Source organism: Flavobacterium faecale (assembly GCF_048320115.1).
GTDB lineage: Bacteria > Bacteroidota > Bacteroidia > Flavobacteriales > Flavobacteriaceae > Flavobacterium > Flavobacterium faecale_A.
In genome coordinates, this window is the sequence record NZ_CP182943.1 from 914,719 (window position 1) to 935,217 (window position 20,499).

Sequence of the window (20,499 nt, forward strand, 5' to 3'; positions counted from 1 at the left end):
TCTTTGGTATATTTGATAAAATATGAAACTAGTTTAGAATTGTTGTTTTATCAATCAATCTAATAACCTATATTTCTAATCTTATATCATTAATTTTGAAAAACAAAACAAAAACATCCTTCTCTCAAAAACTTAAAACCACCAATCCTAGAGCACTCGTTATTACAATAATGGTATCTTGTTCCATGTTAACACTGATTAACTTCTACACCATTAAGTCTTTATCTGCAACAAGAGCCTATATTAATGGTGAATCACATTATTCCAAGGGGCATAATAAAGCTGCACGAAATTTGATTACGTATTTATTTACATCAAATGAAATCTATTGGTCAAAATTCAAAAAAAACCTAAGGATTCCTCAAGGTGATGAATCGGCAAGAATTGCACTTCAAAAAAATCTAGACATAGAAATTGCTAAAGCTGGTTTTAGAGTAGGACAAAATGACGAAGATGATTTGGATGATATGATTTGGTTATTCAAAAACTTTCAATCCGTACCTTTTTTCAAAAAAGCAGTAAATGAATGGGAAAAAGGCGATCAATTGAATCGTGAACTAGATAGAATCGGTGAAGACGTCTATCAATTAAAGAAAGGAAAACTTTTAGACAATAAGAGTAAACTTGAAATTCTTGACCATATTAACGTATTAAATACGAAAATAACAATCAACCAAGATGCTTTTTCAAAATCATTTGGTGATGGTACACGTAGTCTAAAAAAATATCTTTTTATCATCAATGTTCTATTTATATTGATAATTGTAAGTACCCTCGCCTTTTACTACAATCGTATGATTGCAAACCTCGTGTATTCTAAAGAACAATTAAGTAAACAAAAACAAAAATTGGAATATACAATTAATGACTTAGAAAAAACGAAAGAGAGTCTGTCCAGAGAAATTATTCAACATAAAAAAATCATTGGAACAATTAGCCATGATATTAGAAGCCCCCTTAAGTACATACAGCTAATATCCAAACACTTAAGCACAAACACCAAGAAAGAAGAAAACGCAACCAGTCATAAATATGCTACTTCTATTTATAAATCGTCCTCACAATTATATGATTTTACTAAAACATTAATTCAATATTCAAAAATTTACATCGAAGAAAGAGATTACGATCAAAAACCTTATTCAATACATCATATAATTGAAAATAAAAAAACTTTATTTGAGGAAATTGCAAAAAGCAATGGCACCAAGATTGTCAATCTGACAAATAAAAACTTAACTTCATCAGTAAATATTAGAATAATTTCAATAATACTTCATAACTTAATTGATAATGCTGTAAAATATACCAATAAAGGAACGATAGAAATTGGAGCTAAATTAGACCAACAAAAAATCATATATTGGGTTAAAGATACAGGTATTGGAATGAATCAGGACATTATAGATTATTATACAAATTTGTTCGAAAAGCGAGATCCAGAAAAATTAATCTTAAGCACATACGGTATAGGATTACATCTAGTTCTCGAATTATTAATCATACTTAAAGGTAATATTTCCTTCTCAAGCAAAGAGAATGAAGGTACTACCGTAACCATAGAATTAAATCATATATGAAAAAGATGTTAATCAAAACTTAAAGAGATGCAAAAAGAAGTACTAATTGTAGATGACCATTTAGTAGTCAGAACAGGAGTTTCGATAATTTTAGAGGAAAGATTTAATAGTTTAAACATTTTTACTTCTGAAAATTACGAAAACACAATAAAACTACTCAAAGAAAGAAAAATAGATCTCATTATTTTAGACATCAATATTCCAGGCGGAAAAAACACAGGAATGATTAAAGAAATAAGAGATATCCAACCAGATGTTAAAATTTTAATTTTTTCTGTTTATGATGAAGATTCACATGCCTGTCCTTATATCATTGCAGGTGCTAATGGATATTTAAATAAATTGAGTGATAAAAAGAAAATTACTAATGCTGTAGATTTGGTTTTAAAAACGGGGAATTATATAACTTCTAAAAACTTAGGTGACTTAATAAAATCAACTATTAACAAAGAGAGCACAAATCCATTAGATAAATTATCAAAAAGAGAAAAAGAAATAAGTGAACTACTTGTAAAAGGAGATGGAAATATTGAGATAGCAAACAAACTAAACATTCAACTCACCACTGTAAGCACTCACAAAAACAAAATTTTCAACAAACTTAGTATAAAAAATATTGTTGAACTTATCAATCTCTTTAACAAACCTGTTGGCCTAAATAAATAATTTTCGTTTTTCAAAACACTAAAAATCAAAAAAACATCTTCTAAATACCACTGTTTTTTTGATTCAAATAAAACAAACTTGTAAACTTCGTTTTTAATAAAAACCAATTATTAGAAATCTCTTTTATAAAAAGTCCTCGTCTGGATTTTAAAATTTACTATCAATTATCTCAAATTGATTCTTCACTAAATCAAATATTGAGGTTTTAACTTAAATAAAAAGCCTACTGAGTCGGATACCAATTCATACAATTAGTATCTTTCCAAAAAGTTTATTAAAAATGGAAACTAGAGTTTCTAGACAAACAATCTTAATCACAGTTTTGAACTGGGGTCTCGGTCATGCAACACGCTGCATCCCAATTATCAACCAACTCCAAGAACACCATTTCACTCCTATCATTGCCTCGGACGGTGCTGCATTAGCATTACTGAAAAAAGAATTCCCAGAACTAAGGCATCTAGAATTACCATCCTATAAAATACAATACCCTAAAAAGAGTCGATTCTTTAAATGGAAACTTATTCAAAATACGCCCCAAATGGTAAAGGCAATATTTGAAGAAAACAAAATCGTAAACAAATGGATAGATCAATTTCAAATTAATGGCCTAATATCCGATAACCGACTGGGTTGCTATTCCTCTAAAGTTCCTTCTGTGTATATCACACATCAAATTAATGTTCTAACAGGAAATACGACTTGGATAAGCACTAAACTTCATCATTTTTTTATCCAAAAATATTTAGAATGTTGGATTCCAGATCAGGCTGTAGAACCAAGTCTAGCTGGAATTTTAAGTCATAATAAAAGTAACAATCTAAACCTAAAACACCTAGGACTTTTAAGTCGATTCACAAAAAAAGAATCTCCTATAAAGTACCAACTTTTGATTATTTTGTCTGGACCTGAGCCACAACGCAGTATTTTAGAAACTAAATTAATTACTGAAATTGGAAAATTTAATGGCAATATCTTATTTGTAAAGGGAATAATTGAAAAGGACCAAAATATAACGCAAATAGGAAAGACTACCTATTATAACTTCATGACTACATCGGAACTTGAACTGGCAATTAATAGTAGCGAACTCATCCTTTGTCGTTCAGGGTATACTTCGATTATGGACTTGGCAAAATTGGAAAAAAAAGCCTTCTTCATCCCAACTCCTGGACAATTTGAGCAAGAATATTTAGCGCAACATTTAGAAATAAATAAAATTGCCCCCTTCACCACACAAGATGGGTTTTCCATCGAAGCCCTAAACTTGGTAAGCTCATATCAAGGATTCACCAAAATGGAAACTACAGTTGACTGGAAAAAGCTATTTCATATTTTTAACAAAAAAACCGATAATTAATGCCTCTTCAGATTAATTTATCGGTTTCACTAGATAGTCGTTGTAAGAGCAACTATTTCTTATCAGAGTACTTTTCGTGTTTAATCATTTTAGCATTAATCATAAAATAAATAGATTCTGCCACGTTTGAATTATGATCTGCCACACGCTCCATATGTTTCAAAGCAATGATTAAGTTTGTTCCTGAAACTACCGTTTTAGAGTTGCTTTTCATCTCACCAATAATGTTTTCGATAGCAGTAATACTTTTACTTTTAATGCTATTATTTAAAGCAAAAATCACATCCACTTTTGAACCATCTAAATCTTTAAAACACTTATTGGTTTCTGAGGTAATTAATTCAATTTCCTTGGTAATATCTGCGATATGAAATTTTGAAATTAACTCGTGTTTCTCTTTGATACTTTTAGACAATTTCATGATACTCATGGATAAATCGCCAATTCTTTCGATCTCATTACTAATTTGCATAGCCGACATGATAAACCTCAAATCAGAAGCCACAGGTTGTTGCAATGCAAAAACAGTTTGACAAATATCATCAATCTTTACATCTAGTTTGTCAATTTTATTCTCTGTTTTTTTCACCTCTTTCACCTCTGCAAAAGGTTCTGAAAGGATCGATTTAACTGCTTCAGAAATTTGACTTTCAGCCAAACTTCCAATTTTTATTATAATACTTCTAAGTTTCCCTAGTTCTGTTTCTAAATATGATGCCATTGTTTTTTGTTTAAGAGTTTAAATGTTTAGGATTTAAAGTTCAATTGACGAACATTTAAAATTAAATAAAAATAAACCTATTATCCAAATCTTCCTGTTATATAATCTTCTGTTTGTTTCTTTGCTGGTTTGGTAAAAATCGTCTTGGTTTTATCATATTCGATCAATTCACCCATATAGAAAAAAGCGGTATTATCACTAATACGACCAGCTTGTTGCATATTATGTGTTACAATTACAATGGTATATTTTTGCTTTAACTCATAAATAAGCTCCTCTACTTTTGAAGTAGAAATAGGATCTAATGCTGAAGTAGGCTCATCCATCAATAAAATAGAAGGTTGAATAGCCAAAGCTCTAGCGATACACAAACGTTGTTGTTGTCCTCCCGAAAGTTCAAAAGCCGATTTATGTAATTTATCTTTTACTTCCTCCCAAAGCGCCACTTGTTCGATTGAAGTAATCACGCGTTCATCGATTATTTTTTTATCGGTGATACCGTTTACTCTCAAACCGTAAGCCACATTTTCATAAATTGACTTCGGAAAAGGATTTGGTTTTTGAAAAACCATCCCAACATTTTTTCTTAAATCATCAACATTGGTTTGTTTATCATAAATATCATTTCCGTCAATAGTAATAGTACCCGTCATTTGAGTATTATCTATCAAGTCATTCATACGATTCAATAAACGCAAATAAGTTGATTTTCCACAACCTGAAGGACCAATTAAAGCTGTTACCGTGTTTTCTTTCATTGACAATGAAATATCATGTAAAGCTTGAGATTCTCCGTAATAAAAATTTACGTTCTGTGATACTATTTTATGCATGTTATGTTTTATTAGGTTTTAAGTTATATAGCTACAAAGTGAAGCCCAAGTAGCCTTTTGAGAAATAAAACCAGTGTTAATTCATTTTTACTTTTTTACCAAAATATTTACGAAGCTTATTAGCTAGTAAATTAGAAATTAAAACGATGAAAATTAAAATTAATGCCGTTCCGTATGCCATTGCTCTGGACGCTTCAATATTTGTACCACTTGTTGAAATCACATATAAATGATAAGGCAAGGCCATGGGCTTGGTCAAAAATAGACGTTGGTAATTTAGGTAAAAAATAGGCCGCAACAGTAAATAAAATAGGCGCTGTTTCACCAGACACACGACCAATGGACAAAATCAAACCTGTAATAATATTTGGAAATGCAATGGGAAAGACCACATTGCGAGTCGTTTGCCATTTACTGGCTCCTAATCCTAAACTAGCCTGTCTAAAAGTATCATCAACTGCTTTTAATGACTCCTCAGTAGTTCTAATCACTACAGGCAACACTAACAATCCAAGTGTCAATCCCCCAGCTAAAATTGAGTCACCAAAACCTAATTTATTCACAAACAAAGACATTCCAAAAAGACCAAAAACAATCGATGGAACCCCAGCAAGATTGTTCGTCATTTGTTTAATAATCTTTTTTACCCAACCTTCTTTTACATATTCATTCATATATAAGGCTGCCAATACACCTACTGGAAAAGCAAATAGCATACTCACCAAAACCAAACATAATGTTCCAACAATAGCCGGAAAAACACCTCCGCTAGTCATCCCATCTTTAGGCATCTCTGTGATAAACTCCCAGCTGATTACTCCTATTCCTTTTACAACTATAAAAGCTAAAATCACAAATAAAAGCGCTACAATACTGTAACTAACCGCACTAAATATCCCAAAAGCAATATTCTGATTTCTTCTTTTTTTCTTAACTAATTTATTTTCAGTGCTCATATTAGTGTTTTTTATGTGATTTTCTATTAGTCACCACTTCAACTAACATATTAATCCCAAATGTAATGATAAACAAAATACAACCTAAGGCAAACAATGCTTCGTAATGCAAACCTCCATTTGGTGCTTCTCCTAATTCGGCAGCGATGGTTGCGGGAATCGTTCTTACAGGTGCTAAAAAGGAATTTGGAATTACAGCCGCATTTCCCGTCACCATTAAAACTGCCATGGTTTCCCCAATGGCTCTACCAATACCTAGAATCGCTCCAGCCGTTATTCCTGATGCAGAATATGGAATCACCACTTTATAAATCGTTTGCCAATGGCTAGCCCCTAAGGCTAAACTCGCTTCTTTCATTGCTCGAGGAGTGTTACGCATAGCATCCTCTGAGATGGTAATAATTGTAGGCAATGCCATAATTGCTAATACCACACTTCCCGCTAAAGCAGTCTCTCCAACTGGCAAGCCAAAGGTACTTTGAATCAACGGTACTATAATTACCAACCCGAAGAAACCATAAACTACAGAAGGAATCCCCGCTAATAATTCTATTAAAGGTTTTAATAAATTACGTGTTTTTTTCTTGGCGATTTCACTTAAATAAATTGCTGCCGCTAAACCAATGGGTAAGGCAATAAGAATTGCCCCAAAACTAACCCAAAGTGTACCATATATTAATGGTTTTACTCCCATTTGAGCGATAGGCTGTGCTGTTGGAAACCATTCTTCCCCAGATAAAAATTTAGAAACCGTAATTTTGTCAATATCTAATTCTCTACCTGCAAAATTATCGGCTTTGTATTTTTCTAAGAAAAAAGCAATTACACCTGGATTTTTGGAAATGAGTTCATTTATCTTTTGAGGAAAATATTCAAAATTTTCACCTAATTCTTCCTCAGTGTAATAATCTGTAATATCTGAAGTTCTAAACAGAACAATAGGTAAATCTGGTCCTCCTAATTCATTCCAATTTTTGATCTTTTGATCAAAAACATCTTTTACTTGAGCAGGTGAAAGTTTTTTTACTGGATTAGAGGCTGCTACTGCTAATAAAAACCCATCATCTATAGGCTTTCTATTGAACACTCCCGCCCCTTCAATAAATAAAAAAAAGACAATCAAAATCACTGTAATACTGGTAGTTACACTACTTAGCATCAAAATAGATTCAATTACCTTCTCTTTGATCTGTTTTAAATTTGTTTTCAAATCAGTACTTTTAATTTTTGGACAAAATTACGCTAGACATCAGCCTCTAATGTTTGTAGATCATTAACCTTATGTTAACTTAATGTTAAGTATCTTACTTTTGTAAAGTAAATAGTGCAGATATAAAAAAGGCTGCCTAAAATAGACAGCCTTTACCTTTTATAGTAAACCTCTGGATTTTAGTTCAATGGAACGTATCCAATTTCAGAAACACTTTTTTGTCCTTCCGCTGATAAAGCATAATCAACAATTGGTTTCACCTTAGCTTCATTTGTTTTGTTGTACATATAAAACAAAGGTCTTGATATTGGGTACGTTTTATCTTTTGCACTTGCTACAGATGGAGCAATAAAGTTTTTACCTTGGTCATAAGAAACAGCTATTTGTTTCACCTCTTTAGTTTCATACGCTAATCCAACGTATCCTATAGCTCCTTTAGTTTGTCCTACCGCTTGAACAATAGCTCCTGTTGCAGGTAAACTTAAGATATCTGTTGCATAGTTTTTCTTGTCCATTACTTCTTCTTTAAAAAACTCATAAGTTCCTGAAGAAGACTCTCTTGAATAAGCAACAATTTTTTCGTCAGCACCACCTACTTCTTTCCAGTTTTTAATTTCTCCAATATAGATTTTCTCTAATTGCTCACGAGTCAATTGCGAAACTTTATTTGCTGGATTAACAATTACTGCCAATGCATCAAAAGCAATAATTACTTTTTCAATTTCTACTTTAGTCTCAGAAAACTTCAATTTTTCTTCTGTTTTCAAATCTCTTGAAGCCATTGCAATATCAGTAGTTCCGTCTATCAAAGCAGTCAATCCAACACCTGAACCACCACCTACAACAGTAATACTTACATTAGAATCTTTTTTCATTAATTCCTCAGCTTCTTTTTGAGCTAATGGCAATACAGTATCACTACCTTTGATTGTTACCGAAACTGTGGCATCAGCATTACCCTCTGCATTGTTCTCAGTCTTTGCTTTACCACAACTTAACATACCAATCAATGGTAATATTAAAAATAATTTAAATTTATTCATTTTTTAATTTTTTGTTTATTTTAAGGCAAAAATATATCGCCAATATTAATTCTATGTTAAGCCAATATTATTCAATCTTTATACTTTACTACTGAAAAATCAGTTGAATATTACAAACCAATCTCTATTTGAAAACGAGCATACCAATTATTAGTGGCACTAGATCCAAATTTATCTATATTATCATAAGTCAATTCAGTCTGTACTTTCATTTTATGTCCGAACAAATATTTGGACACCCCTATTGTATATTCATCTACATTAGGACTTTTAGTCCTAATATCATCATGTACTTTCTGTGTTGAAAAACGTCCAATAATTTGATAGTCAGACGGAAAAATATAACTCAATTGCGCATCATATCCATGACCTACAAATACGGCCTGTGTTTTAGTAATATCTGAAGCATCAACAGTAATAGGATCATGAGTAGCTCTTGACATATAGGCACCAGTTGCTGACCAACCATTATATTTCAAAATAGCATCTATAAATACTGATTTTAATGTTCTAGACTCATAAAGAAGATTTCCTAATTCTCCTTGCGACCTTGTACTATTATTATTTTGACAAAAAGCTCCTGAAAGCATTAGTTTTGGGCGTTTCTCTCTCATTAAATCGCCTTCAAATTCACTTCCGTTTTTAGTAAAAGCTCCTAATGGGAACAACTCTACTTTACCTGTTAAAGCCACACCATCATCGGATGTTTTAATCCAGTTTCGCCCTTCTCCTTTAGATACAGATCCTTTTAATCCATAATAAAAGTTGTCCTTTTTTGTTTTAGCATATTCGACAAATATCCCTAAGTCACGATCAATATTAAACTTAGAATTATTAATACTTCGATCTGTCAGTTCTAAGGACCCTGAAGAAACTACACGTTGGTGATTACCTGCTAATTTAGTTTGACCAAAACCAAATGTTAAGTCATTATTTGGCTTATAAAAAAACACCCCATCCAAAATCACGTTTCCGCTATTTCCTACTATTACAGTTCCAATATCTCTAGCTGAGAAACCTAGCTCAACTTTGTAACCAAACTTTGGACTAACAACAAATCCATCAAGTTTCAAACGCATTCTTCTAATTTCACCTTCTACTACTCCCGACTTACCCTCTGCTTGTCCATACCCTATTCTACTCTGAACTCTAAAACCAATATTCATTTGAAATAAACTATCTATAGCCGTGAAGCCTAATTTCTTTCCTGAAGTATAATAACCTGCCAAAGCAGAATTTGTAGTTGTTTTTTTTACGTCTTGTGCCATTATAATCATCGAAAACAATAGCGAAATACTCAATATAATTTTTCTCATTTTAACAATTAGTTATCATTGTGTTATTGCGATGCAAAACTAATGTTAATAAAAATGACTGATATTAAATTAATGTTACGATAAGGGAAACAAAAGGTAACCTAGCGATTAATAAGCCTGAAACAAACCATTTAACATATTGTTTTTCAGGCTTTTACAAGACCACAGACAAAAGAACGCAAAACTCAAAAACAGCACCAAAATTATTAATTTTATAGGTTTTTTTCTCTACAAATAAAACGAAACTATCACAATACATAGCTAAGAGCATTAGCATCATCACCCACACAAAGTAGCTACAAAACACAAAAAAACCTCTTATGTTTTTACACTTAAGAGGTTCTAAATTACAAATACCAATTTCTATCTAGAAATTAATTTGAAGTTGTAGACGTAACAAATTTCCTTGTTGAACATTAATTGGTTTTACCGCATCCTCATATCTTCTGCTTGAGATGGTATAATCCGCAACTATTTCAAGATTTTTGAATGGCTGCCACTCTAATCCAATCTCCAAATCATTTACAGAATAACTTCTAGCATCCAATTCATGTTTCTTACCTCCACGATACATTTGATACTTAACAAATGGCAACACCACTTGTTGATCTACTTTTATATTATAAAAAGCCTGCATATACCCACCATGCAATTTTTTTTGCTCAATGGTATTATTGGCTGGATTATACTCAGGACCTGTACCTATATTGTATTCCGCTTGTAAACCAAAAGGCTTTGGATACAAAACGAAACTGGCAGCAGCACGTTGGTCCAGATATTCACCATTAGGCTTTACAATCACATTTTTAGATGTACTAATGCTTTGAACAACATACTTCCCAGTATACCCCTGAATACCTGCTTCCAAAACTTGCCCGTTCTTAAACTCAAATGGATAAGACACACGACCTACAATATGTTGATTATTATTTGCCTCTACCCTATTAGCCGTCTGCCCATTATAAATACCAAGTCCTACAACTCCATAATCACCTGAACCTTTCAAACCATCTCTAATTAAGTTTGAAAACAACTCTCTCTTTTCTTTTGGAGCCCAATAAAACATCACACCCAAATCACGCTCATTTGCAACGGCACTATTTAAAGCGTCATTACGATCAAGCGTTAATCTGTTTTGACTCGATTGCATATTTTCAAATCCATAAGGAACCTTACTTTGACCTATTCTGAATCTAAATTCTTTTTTTGCATCCAAAGAGATATCTGCATAAGCATCTCTAATTTGTAAAAAGTTATTACTTGTAGTTGAAGCTGAAGAGGCAAAATCAGGCTGAATATAAATGTAAACACGATCATGAACATTTCCAGAAAAAACCAAACGACCACGTCTTACAAAGAAACTATTATTTCCTCCCCAAGATTTATCACATTGCTCACAACCTAAATCAGAATTTGTTTCTAATAATTTGTTATATCTCACCTGCATATACCCTCTTAAACTAATAGTCTCAAACCATTTTTTTGAAGAAACAGCAGAAGTTTTTGGCGTTTCAGTAACCGATTGGGACTGAGCTGTGATTGCCATAAACAGTAACATCACAAGTGAAAAAATAATTTTTTTCATAACGATTAAATTTTTGTTAATTTTTCGGCAAATCTATAACAAGAGAAGGTTACCAATGTTAAGGAATCTTTAACAAAATGCAAATAAAAAAACCTAAGAAAAAACCCCTAAATACCACTCAATAAGTCACAAAAAAAGGAACCGCTTTGCGATTCCTTCATTTCATTATCCCGATGTATAATTCAACTCAATTTCTTCTTTACCACTGGTCTTTCAAGAGTAAATGAAAACTCCGAGCCCACTCCTACTTCACTCTCTACATAAATTTTTTCTTTATGAGCCTCTACTATATGTTTTACAATGGCCAGACCTAAACCTGAACCCCCTTCTTCTCTAGACCCACTTTTATTAACACGATAAAAACGCTCAAAGAGCCTAGGCAGATGTTGTTTTGCTATCCCACCACCATTGTCACTGATACGTACCAAGACTTTTTTCTTAGTCAAATTCACAACAGAAACCTCTGTGGTTCCATTTTCCTTTCCATACTTAATAGAATTTACAATTAAATTCTCTATCACTTGTTGAATTCTATCACGATCACCTCTCACATAATTAGGCAAGGCAGTACTATTATCAAAAGCCAAAGTGATATTTTTTTTCTCTGCTTTCATCTCTAACAAATCAAAAACATTTTGAATCAATTCATAAATATCAAATTCAGAATATTCTAAATTCAAATCACCAGCTTCTAATTTGGTTATCATATCCAAATCCTCAACAATATATATCAACCGCTCCACTCCTTTTTCAGCACGTTTCAAATATTTCTTTCGGATTACCTTATCCTCCATCGCCCCATCTAATAAAGTTGAAATATATCCTTGAACCGTAAACAAAGGTGTTTTCAGCTCATGAGAAACATTTCCCAAAAAATCTCTTCGATATTCTTCACGAACCTGTAGTAATTCGATTTCCAATTTTTTATCAGTAGCGAATTTTTTGACCTCTCTCGTCAAAGTTTCCATATCAGTTGTAATAGGCTGATTAATTAATGTGCTGGATTCCAACAAAGAAACATCATCATAGATTTTCTTGACACGTCTGTATATAAAACGCTCTACCCTATATTGGATAACCAAAAAGGAAAAAACAAAGAGGATTACACTAAAAATAACTCCAAACCAAAGCAACCGATTATCGAATGAAGAAAACATCAAGGCAACTAACAAAACTACAAAACCGGTTGAAAACAGACTGATATAAAAGGATGATTTTATAGCAAATTTGTATGTTTTCTTAAAATTGATCTTCATTTATAAACGAATTAAATTTAAAAATGGGCCTAAAGCCCATTCTATACTAACCTGTAAAGTTAAAAAAATAAGATGATTATTTAATTACACTTCAAACTTATAGCCCACACCTTTTATGGTCTTAAACAATTCCTCTCCAATTTTTTCACGTAATTTTCGAATATGAACATCAATAGTTCTTCCGCCTACTACGACTTCATTACCCCAAACTTTATCGAGAATTTCATCACGTTTAAAAACTTTTCCGGGTTTTGAAGCTAATAAATAAAACAATTCGAATTCTTTTCTTGGCAAAGCTATTTCTTGCCCTTCCATGACAATTTTATATTCTTCACGGTTGATTTCGATACCACCTACATTTAAAGTCTCACTGTCTTGGTCAGATTCTACCAATCGTCTCAACAATGCTTTTACTTTACTTACTAATAATTTTGGTTTGATAGGCTTTGTAATATAATCATCTGCCCCTACATCAAATCCAGCTACTTGAGAGTAATCTTCACTTCTTGCTGTTAAGAAAGTGATAATCACATTACTTAACTCAGGAATTTTTCTAATGTTTTCACAAGCCTCCATCCCATCCATTTCTGGCATCATCACATCCATGATAATCAAATCTGGAATTTCTTTTTTAGCTTTAGAAATCGCCTCTTTACCATTAGATGCAGTGAAAATTTGATAACCTTCTTGCGATAGGTTGTAGCCTACAATTTCTAGAATATCCGGCTCGTCATCTACAAGTAAAATCTTTGTGTTCTTGTTTTTCATAAAAATAGCAAAATTAGGTTTCAATCATTAGTAATACTGTTGTTTTTAAACTAATGATTACAATTGCGATTGTAAATATAACAATAAAATAATCGTGAAAAAGTAGGGTTTACACTAATTTAATATGGTAACATTTTAATAATATTCAGTAAACAGATTCATAACAACTGATTAACTTGGACTTTACAGTTGCGCCTTTACTTTGCAAAAAATTTTAGAAGACTATGAAACTTAAATTATTGATTTTTACACTTTTCATCTGTACACTTACATTTGCACAAACAAAAGGTACTATTACTGGAGTGTTAACAGACAAAGAATTAAACAATGAAACTTTACCGTTTGCTAACGTAATTTTAAAAGGAACAAAGGCAAATACAACAACCGATATAGACGGGAAATACACCCTTAGTGCATTACCTGGGACTTATGTTATCCAATTTAGCTTTGTAGGATACGAGCCTATTGAAGTGCCTGTAACAGTAGAAAGCGGAAAAACGGTAACAATCAGCAAAGCACTCGCTCCAGGAGGATACATGCTTAAAGATGTAATTATAACAGCACCCCCTGTTAGTAGAGAAAAAGAAACTGCTTTATTATTAGATCAAAAAAATGCCGTTGAAATTAAACAATCAATTGGAGCGCAAGAATTATCTCGAAAAGGTGTTGGGGATGTAGCAGCTGCAGTTGCGAAAACATCGGGTGTATCAAAACAAGAAGGAAGTAACAACGTGTATGTTAGAGGACTTGGTGACCGATATAATTCTACTTCGATGAATGGATTACCAATTCCATCAAACGATCCACAAAAAAAGAACATTGCCCTTGATCTTTTTTCAACCGACATTGTTGAGTACATTTCAATAGACAAAGTTTATGGTTCAAGAATGTACGGTGATTTTGCAGGAGGAAATGTAGATATTGCATCTAAAGATTATCGTGGAGAAGGAATGTTTGAAATTGCATTTGGATCAACAATAAATACCAATGCAGTACAAAAAAATAATTTTTTAATGCAACAAGGCCCAAGTAAATCAGGCTTTATATCTTATGGAGTTCCAAAAAACCCTTTAACAGGATACAATTTTGAAAACAGTTTAAATCCTGAAAAACAAACTCCTTTTGGAGGAAACTTTAACCTAAAAGCAGGAAAAAGTTTCAACATTGGAGAAGAAGGAAAACTAAGTTTTTTTGCTACGGCTAGTTTTAACAATGGTTACGAATTTAGAGAAGGACTAACTCAAAGTATAAATGCTCAGGGAGCATCGTTAAAATCTTTCGAACAAGAAAAATTCTCTTACAACACCAACACTACAGGGATGTTTAATTCCAATTATCGTTTTAATAACGACCATAAAATTGGATACAACTTTTTGTTTGTGAATTCATCTGAACAAACAAGAGACACTTATTTTGGTAGTGATCGTGATTTTGATAATGCTGACGCTAGCCTTCAAGTTCAAAGAGGAACCTTTACTCAAAATTCAGTAATTATCAATCAGCTTTTAGGAAACGACAAAATAACTGATAATATCAATCTGGATTGGGGGCTTTCATATAATACCGTAAAAGGTGATATGCCAGACAGAACTCAAAATAAAATGTTCTACAATCCTACAACTAACAATTACACAATTGCTCAAAGAACAACTACTGACAACCAAAGGTACTTCCAAAACCTTACAGAAGACGAAATAGCAGCTAATATTGCTCTTACTTACAAATTAGGAGATAATAAAGATGGGGACTCAAGAGGAAAGATAGTTGCAGGTTACAATGGTAGATTCAAAAAACGTGAGTTTGAAGCCATTCAATTTAATTTCAACATAAGTCAAACTGGACAAAACACAAGTGTAAATCCAAACAATTTAGATGATTTTTTTAATCAACAAAATTACAATAATGGTTTATTCTCGATTGCCGCTTTTGCAGGAATGACTCCTCAAACTTATGGTGGAAATCAAGATATACACGCAGGATTTGGTAATATAGAATACAAATTATCCGAAAAACTAAGCTCTATGTTAGGTTTAAGAGTTGAAAAAATCAATCAAACAGTGAACTGGAGAACACAACTTGATGCAAGCGGAGGAAAAAACACATTTGAAAGAAACGAATTTTTACCAAGCCTTGTGTTGAAATACGAATTGAACGAAAAACAAAATCTTCGTATAGCATCCAGTAAAACCTATACACTACCACAATTTAAAGAACGTGCTTTATTTATTTATGAAGACGTAATGCAATCTGAAATTGGTAATCCATTTTTGTATCCTTCTCAAAATTACAACTTTGATTTAAAATGGGAAATATTCCCTAAAAGTGATGAACTATTCTCTGTAACTGCTTTTGGAAAATACATCATAGACCCAATTAACCAAATTGTTGTTGCTTCTTCTTCAAATGATATTTCTTTTGTTAATATTGGAGATAGTGGTTATGCTTACGGTGTTGAGTTAGAGACTAGAAAGAATATTTTTGAAATAGAAGGAGAATTTACTAACAAACTTTCTTTAGGTGTAAATGCTTCCTTAATGAAAACATATCAAGATATTGATGCTGAAAAAGTTAGAAAAGAAACAGATGGCAGACTAAATATTAATACAACGGATGACAACTCTGGTTTCACAGGAGCTTCTGATTTAATTTTGAATGCTGATTTATCATATACTAAAAACTTTAAAAAGGACTCAGGAATCATGGCAACACTAGCTTACAACCATTATTCCGACAAACTTTTCGCTATTGGAAACGAACAAAAAGGGAATTTAGTAGACAAAGCTATGGGGTCGCTAGACCTTGTTTTTAAAACAAAACTTAACAAAAGTTTTGGGATTAACTTTGGAGCAAAAAATCTTTTGAATCCAGAATTTAAAAGAGTTCAAGAAAATGCTGGCGGAGATGTTTTGGTTTTCGACTATAAAAAAGGACTCTCTTTTGGATTAGGAATGAGTTACCAGTTCTAAAAAGAACCAAAATCACAAAGTTATAATTCCTTAACATTTAGATAAAAATCATATAACAAACACATCACGACAACTTAACATCCAATCAATTATAAGTTCTAATATTTGCATAAAATAAAACAAAAAAATAAAAAACGTAATGAAAAAAACAATTTCAACAATTTTAGGTTTAGCAGCTTTATCGCTTGTAACACTTACTACTTCTTGTACAAACGATGACAACAATAACAACGAATCAAAATCAGATTTTGTTGTAGTTAGAGAAAATCTACAAGGAGAAATCAACAGTGGAGAGGTTATCTTAGAATCTGGAACTTACAAACTAACAGGAAAATTGATTGTTAAAAACACTGCAACACTTACAATCAAACCTGGAGTAATTATCGAAGCTACTGCATTAGGAGCGAATCAATTTGAAGCTGTAAGATATATTGCAGTAGCCCAAGGAGGAAAAATTGATATTAAAGGAACAGCTACAAACCCAGTTATCATGACGGCTGAAGTAAAAAAACCAGCTGCTTGGGGAGGTTTAGTTATTTGTGGAAAAGCACCTATCAACAAAGGAAATACAGCTACTGCTGAAGTTTCTGAGTTAGCATACGGTGGAGCTGAAACCAATGACAACTCTGGATCAATCAAATATTTAAGAATTGAATATTCTGGTTACTCATACAACTCTGACAAAGAATTCAACGGAGTTTCACTATTTGGTGTTGGAAAAGGTACAATTATAGATTATGTTCAAGTTTATGAAGGTTCTGATGACGGATTTGAGTGGTTTGGTGGTACTGTTGATGCAAAACACTTAGTAGTTTCTAACAAAGATGCAACATCAGTTGGGGATGATTTATTTGACTGGACTGAAGGTTGGAATGGAAATGGTGAAAACTGGTACGGAATTAGAACAAACGCTGGTAACAGAGGTATCGAAGCAGACAACAACTCTAACAATCACCTAGCTTCTCCAATCTCTTTCCCTACTATCAAAAACATGACACTAATTGGAGCTGGAACAAATGATACAAGTTCAGAATCTCAAGCTTTCAAATTAAGAGTTGGTACAAAAGGTAAATTTGATAATGTTGTTTTAAAAGGCTGGAAAACTGGTTTTGATGTACAACATGACGAAAGCGTTGGATATGTTGGAACTGATTTATTAGCAACGAATGTAAAATTTGAAGAGGTAACAACTAAATCAAAAGGAACAAGCACAGCTGGAATATCAGTGGGTATTACTAACGTTTTCACAGAATCTTCTACTGCTACTGGCGCAGGAAATGGTTCAGGAGTTCCAACTTGGACTCAAGGATGGACAAAAGGTTTGTAATAAAAAACTAAAACTTAAAAAAATGCCTTTCAATCAATTTGAAAGGCATTTTTTTGCTTATTAATTATTTTATTTATACTTTTACTTATTGTAAACAGATGCGATGGCAAAAAACTACTTTTATATTATTCTCTTATTGGCGTTTCTTGGTTCCTTTAGCGTAAAAGCTCAGGATTCAAAGCAATTGCCAAAAACTCAAGAAAGCTCCACTATTGAGGGCTTAAACTTGTACCCAAACCCCGTGAATAGTGGTAAAGTATCTATTTCAACTAAAAATGACTCTAATAAAGAAATCATCATTTTTGATTTACTTGGAAAAAAAATACTCCAAACTCAACTTAGCGGAAGAGAGCTAAATGTTTCCAATTTATCACCTGGAGTTTACATTATCAAAATAACAGAGGATAATGCATCCGCTACAAGAAAACTAATCGTACGATAAAAATTACCAATAAAATATTAAAAAAAGCTCCAATACAATTTTGGAGCTTTTTTATTTAAGTTTACTACTTTTGTCAAAAAAAATTGATCTCAACTTCTGATATATTCACCATTTCCAATCAAAAGCAATTTGAAAAAATCGCCTTAAAGACTTTTCGTTATCAATACGAAAACAATAAAGCATATCAAGAGTTTTGTAATCACCTAAAAACGGAGGTGCAAAAAGTAAAATCTTTAGAACAAATTCCATTTTTGCCTATTCAGTTTTTCAAAAGTCACGAAGTGGTAAGCAATATTAACCCTATTGAAACTACTTTCACTAGTAGCGGAACCACTGGAATGATAACCAGTAAGCATCTTGTTACTGATGTATCCATTTACGAAGAAAGTTACCAAAAAGCATTTTCAGAATTTTACGGAAATATCGAAGACTATGTTATACTAGCATTACTACCTTCTTACTTAGAACGCGAAGGCTCGTCATTAATACACATGGTTGATGATTTGATTCAGCGCAGCAATCGTCCTGAAAGCGGTTTTTACCTGCACAACCACGAAGAATTAATCAAAAACCTAATAGCACTTGACGAATCAGGACAAAATGTAATTTTGATTGGAGTAACCTATGCCCTACTCGATTTAATCGAAAAACACCAATTCAAACTTCAAAACACCATCATCATGGAAACTGGAGGCATGAAAGGCAAACGCAAAGAAATGATTCGTGAAGAATTACACCAAACCCTATGCACTGGCTTTGGAGTTTCAGCCATTCATTCAGAATATGGCATGACCGAATTACTCTCACAAGCCTATTCTCTTGGAAATGGCATCTTTGAATGTCCAGCATGGATGCAAATCCTAGTTCGTGATACCGAAGACGCCCTTACCTATGTTAACAACGGAAAAACAGGAGGTATCAACGTAATCGACTTAGCCAACATCAATTCCTGCTCTTTTATCGCCACCCAAGATTTAGGCAAAAAAAATCCCAACAACTCTTTCGAGGTATTGGGACGTTTTGACAATTCAGATATTCGTGGTTGTAATTTGATGGTACTTTAAAGAAGGTAATTGGTTAACACCCCTCTTTATGAAGCATAAATCTCGCTCCCAAGCGGTTAATCAATTAACCCTTTAACCGATTAATCAAATTACACTACTCTTACTACGAAATAATTTTTCTTACCACTTTGCAACAATACAAATTGGTCGTTTATTAAATCATTGTTAGAAAGCACCAAATCTTCTTTTACTTTTTCTCTATTCACTGAGATTGAATTGGCTGTCAAGGCTCTTCTTGCCTCTCCGTTTGATTTGAAAAATCCTGTTTTATCATTCAAAACAGTAATAATTTCTATTCCGTTTTCAAGATCGCTTTTAGCAATTTCTGCTTGCGGCACACCGTCAAAAACTTCTAAAAAAGTAGCTGCGTCCAATTGTTTCAAATCCTCGGCATTTGAATTTCCAAAAAGAATCCCAGAGGCTTTGATAGCATTCTCTAAATCGGCTGCAGAATGTACCATTACGGTGATTTCCTCAGCCAAACGTTTTTGCAACAAACGCAAATGTGGTGCTTCTCTATGTTTTACCGTTAAATCTTCAATTTCTTCTTTTGATAAAAAAGTAAAAATCTTGATGTATTTTTCAGCATCAATGTCAGAGGTGTTCAGCCAATATTGGTAAAATTTATATGGTGATGTTCTTGCCGCGTCTAGCCAGATATTTCCACCTTCAGATTTACCAAATTTAGTTCCATCGGCTTTTGTGATTAATGGACAAGTTAAAGCGTAAGCTTTTCCGCTCGCTATTCTTCGTACCAATTCGGTTCCCGTGGTAATATTTCCCCATTGGTCACTTCCTCCCATTTGCAAAGTACAAGCTTTGTCTCTGTACAAATGTAAAAAATCATATCCTTGGACTAATTGATAAGTAAACTCCGTAAAAGACATGCCTTCTGCTGCTTCAGATGACAAACGTTTCTTTACAGAATCTTTTGCCATCATATAGTTTACGGTAATATGTTTACCCACATCACGAATGAATTCCAAGAATGAAAAATTCTTCATCCAGTCATAATTATTCACCAGTTCAGCTGCATTAGCCGCATCTGAAGTAAAATCTAAAAAGCGTGACAACTGCCCTTTTATCGCCTCTTGATTGTGACGCAAAGTAGCTTCATCCAACAAATTTCTTTCATTCGATTTCCCCGATGGATCACCAATCATTCCTGTTGCCCCACCTACTAAAGCTAGTGGTTTGTGTCCTGCCAATTGAAAATGCTTCAACAACATTACTCCAACCAAATGCCCTATATGTAATGAATCTGCAGTTGGGTCAATCCCCACATATGCCACCCGCATTTGCTCCATCAAATGTTCCTCAGTGCCTGGCATAACGTCGTGGAGCATTCCTCTCCAAGTTACTTCTTCAATAAAATTTTTCATCTTTTTTCTTCAATTTGTGCAAAT

17 protein-coding genes are annotated in these 20,499 nt (G+C 32.9%); 7 read left to right on the forward strand and 10 right to left on the reverse strand.

Features of this window, described 5'->3' with window-relative positions; all coding sequences use genetic code 11:
* Positions 1-95: 95 nt before the first annotated feature.
* The 3 genes from ACNH59_RS03865 to ACNH59_RS03875 all read left to right on the forward strand — a co-directional run bounded on the left by ACNH59_RS03865 (position 96) and on the right by ACNH59_RS03875 (position 3,606).
* Complete coding sequence (locus ACNH59_RS03865) at positions 96-1,580, forward strand: sensor histidine kinase (protein WP_418264117.1); 1,485 nt, start codon at positions 96-98, stop codon at positions 1,578-1,580.
* 27 nt (positions 1,581-1,607) lie between these two features.
* Positions 1,608-2,246, forward strand: a complete 639-nt coding sequence (locus ACNH59_RS03870) for a response regulator (RefSeq protein WP_418264118.1) — start codon at positions 1,608-1,610, stop codon at positions 2,244-2,246.
* A 280-nt stretch (positions 2,247-2,526) separates the two neighbouring features.
* Positions 2,527-3,606 carry a glycosyltransferase gene (locus tag ACNH59_RS03875; RefSeq protein ID WP_418264119.1) on the forward strand — a complete coding sequence of 360 codons (1,080 nt, stop codon included), beginning with the start codon at positions 2,527-2,529 and terminating at the stop codon, positions 3,604-3,606.
* 52 nt (positions 3,607-3,658) lie between these two features.
* On the opposite strand, the gene phoU is transcribed toward ACNH59_RS03875, so the two are convergent.
* From phoU to ACNH59_RS03920, 9 genes are all read right to left on the reverse strand, one after another.
* The gene (gene phoU, locus ACNH59_RS03880) at positions 3,659-4,327 is read right to left on the reverse strand and encodes a phosphate signaling complex protein PhoU (protein ID WP_418264120.1); all 669 of its coding nucleotides are present in this window, start codon (positions 4,325-4,327) and stop codon (positions 3,659-3,661) included.
* 80 nt (positions 4,328-4,407) lie between these two features.
* A complete protein-coding gene (pstB, locus tag ACNH59_RS03885; protein WP_418264121.1) occupies positions 4,408-5,160 on the reverse strand; it encodes a phosphate ABC transporter ATP-binding protein PstB in 753 nt (250 codons plus the stop codon).
* 194 nt (positions 5,161-5,354) lie between these two features.
* Entirely contained in the window at positions 5,355-6,116 is a 762-nt protein-coding gene (gene pstA, locus ACNH59_RS03890; RefSeq protein ID WP_418264122.1) for a phosphate ABC transporter permease PstA, read from the reverse strand.
* A gap of 1 nt (position 6,117) precedes the next feature.
* Positions 6,118-7,326: a phosphate ABC transporter permease subunit PstC gene (gene pstC / locus ACNH59_RS03895; protein WP_418264123.1), complete on the reverse strand. Its 1,209-nt coding sequence runs from the start codon at positions 7,324-7,326 to the stop codon at positions 6,118-6,120.
* A gap of 179 nt (positions 7,327-7,505) precedes the next feature.
* Positions 7,506-8,369 (reverse strand): phosphate ABC transporter substrate-binding protein, encoded by an 864-nt coding sequence (locus tag ACNH59_RS03900; protein ID WP_418264124.1) that lies wholly within the window; start codon positions 8,367-8,369, stop codon positions 7,506-7,508.
* A 110-nt stretch (positions 8,370-8,479) separates the two neighbouring features.
* On the reverse strand, positions 8,480-9,685 hold the full coding sequence (locus ACNH59_RS03905; RefSeq protein ID WP_418264125.1) for a porin: 1,206 nt from the start codon (positions 9,683-9,685) through the stop codon (positions 8,480-8,482).
* A gap of 367 nt (positions 9,686-10,052) precedes the next feature.
* Positions 10,053-11,270: a porin gene (locus ACNH59_RS03910; protein ID WP_418264126.1), complete on the reverse strand. Its 1,218-nt coding sequence runs from the start codon at positions 11,268-11,270 to the stop codon at positions 10,053-10,055.
* Positions 11,271-11,452: 182 nt separating this feature from the next.
* The gene (locus ACNH59_RS03915) at positions 11,453-12,526 is read right to left on the reverse strand and encodes a sensor histidine kinase (RefSeq protein WP_418264127.1); all 1,074 of its coding nucleotides are present in this window, start codon (positions 12,524-12,526) and stop codon (positions 11,453-11,455) included.
* Between the two features lie 84 nt (positions 12,527-12,610).
* Positions 12,611-13,294: a response regulator transcription factor gene (locus ACNH59_RS03920; protein WP_418264128.1), complete on the reverse strand. Its 684-nt coding sequence runs from the start codon at positions 13,292-13,294 to the stop codon at positions 12,611-12,613.
* 224 nt (positions 13,295-13,518) lie between these two features.
* Between ACNH59_RS03920 and ACNH59_RS03925 the strand changes: the two genes are divergently transcribed.
* The 4 genes from ACNH59_RS03925 to ACNH59_RS03940 all read left to right on the forward strand — a co-directional run bounded on the left by ACNH59_RS03925 (position 13,519) and on the right by ACNH59_RS03940 (position 19,093).
* Positions 13,519-16,260 carry a TonB-dependent receptor domain-containing protein gene (locus tag ACNH59_RS03925; RefSeq protein WP_418264129.1) on the forward strand — a complete coding sequence of 914 codons (2,742 nt, stop codon included), beginning with the start codon at positions 13,519-13,521 and terminating at the stop codon, positions 16,258-16,260.
* Positions 16,261-16,399: 139 nt separating this feature from the next.
* Positions 16,400-17,587: a hypothetical protein gene (locus ACNH59_RS03930; protein WP_418264130.1), complete on the forward strand. Its 1,188-nt coding sequence runs from the start codon at positions 16,400-16,402 to the stop codon at positions 17,585-17,587.
* Between the two features lie 103 nt (positions 17,588-17,690).
* Positions 17,691-18,029 (forward strand): T9SS type A sorting domain-containing protein, encoded by a 339-nt coding sequence (locus ACNH59_RS03935; protein ID WP_418264131.1) that lies wholly within the window; start codon positions 17,691-17,693, stop codon positions 18,027-18,029.
* Between the two features lie 83 nt (positions 18,030-18,112).
* On the forward strand, positions 18,113-19,093 hold the full coding sequence (locus ACNH59_RS03940; protein WP_418264132.1) for an acyl transferase: 981 nt from the start codon (positions 18,113-18,115) through the stop codon (positions 19,091-19,093).
* An 89-nt stretch (positions 19,094-19,182) separates the two neighbouring features.
* On the opposite strand, the gene tyrS is transcribed toward ACNH59_RS03940, so the two are convergent.
* Positions 19,183-20,475 carry a tyrosine--tRNA ligase gene (tyrS, locus tag ACNH59_RS03945; RefSeq protein ID WP_418264133.1) on the reverse strand — a complete coding sequence of 431 codons (1,293 nt, stop codon included), beginning with the start codon at positions 20,473-20,475 and terminating at the stop codon, positions 19,183-19,185.
* Positions 20,476-20,499: the final 24 nt, after the last annotated feature.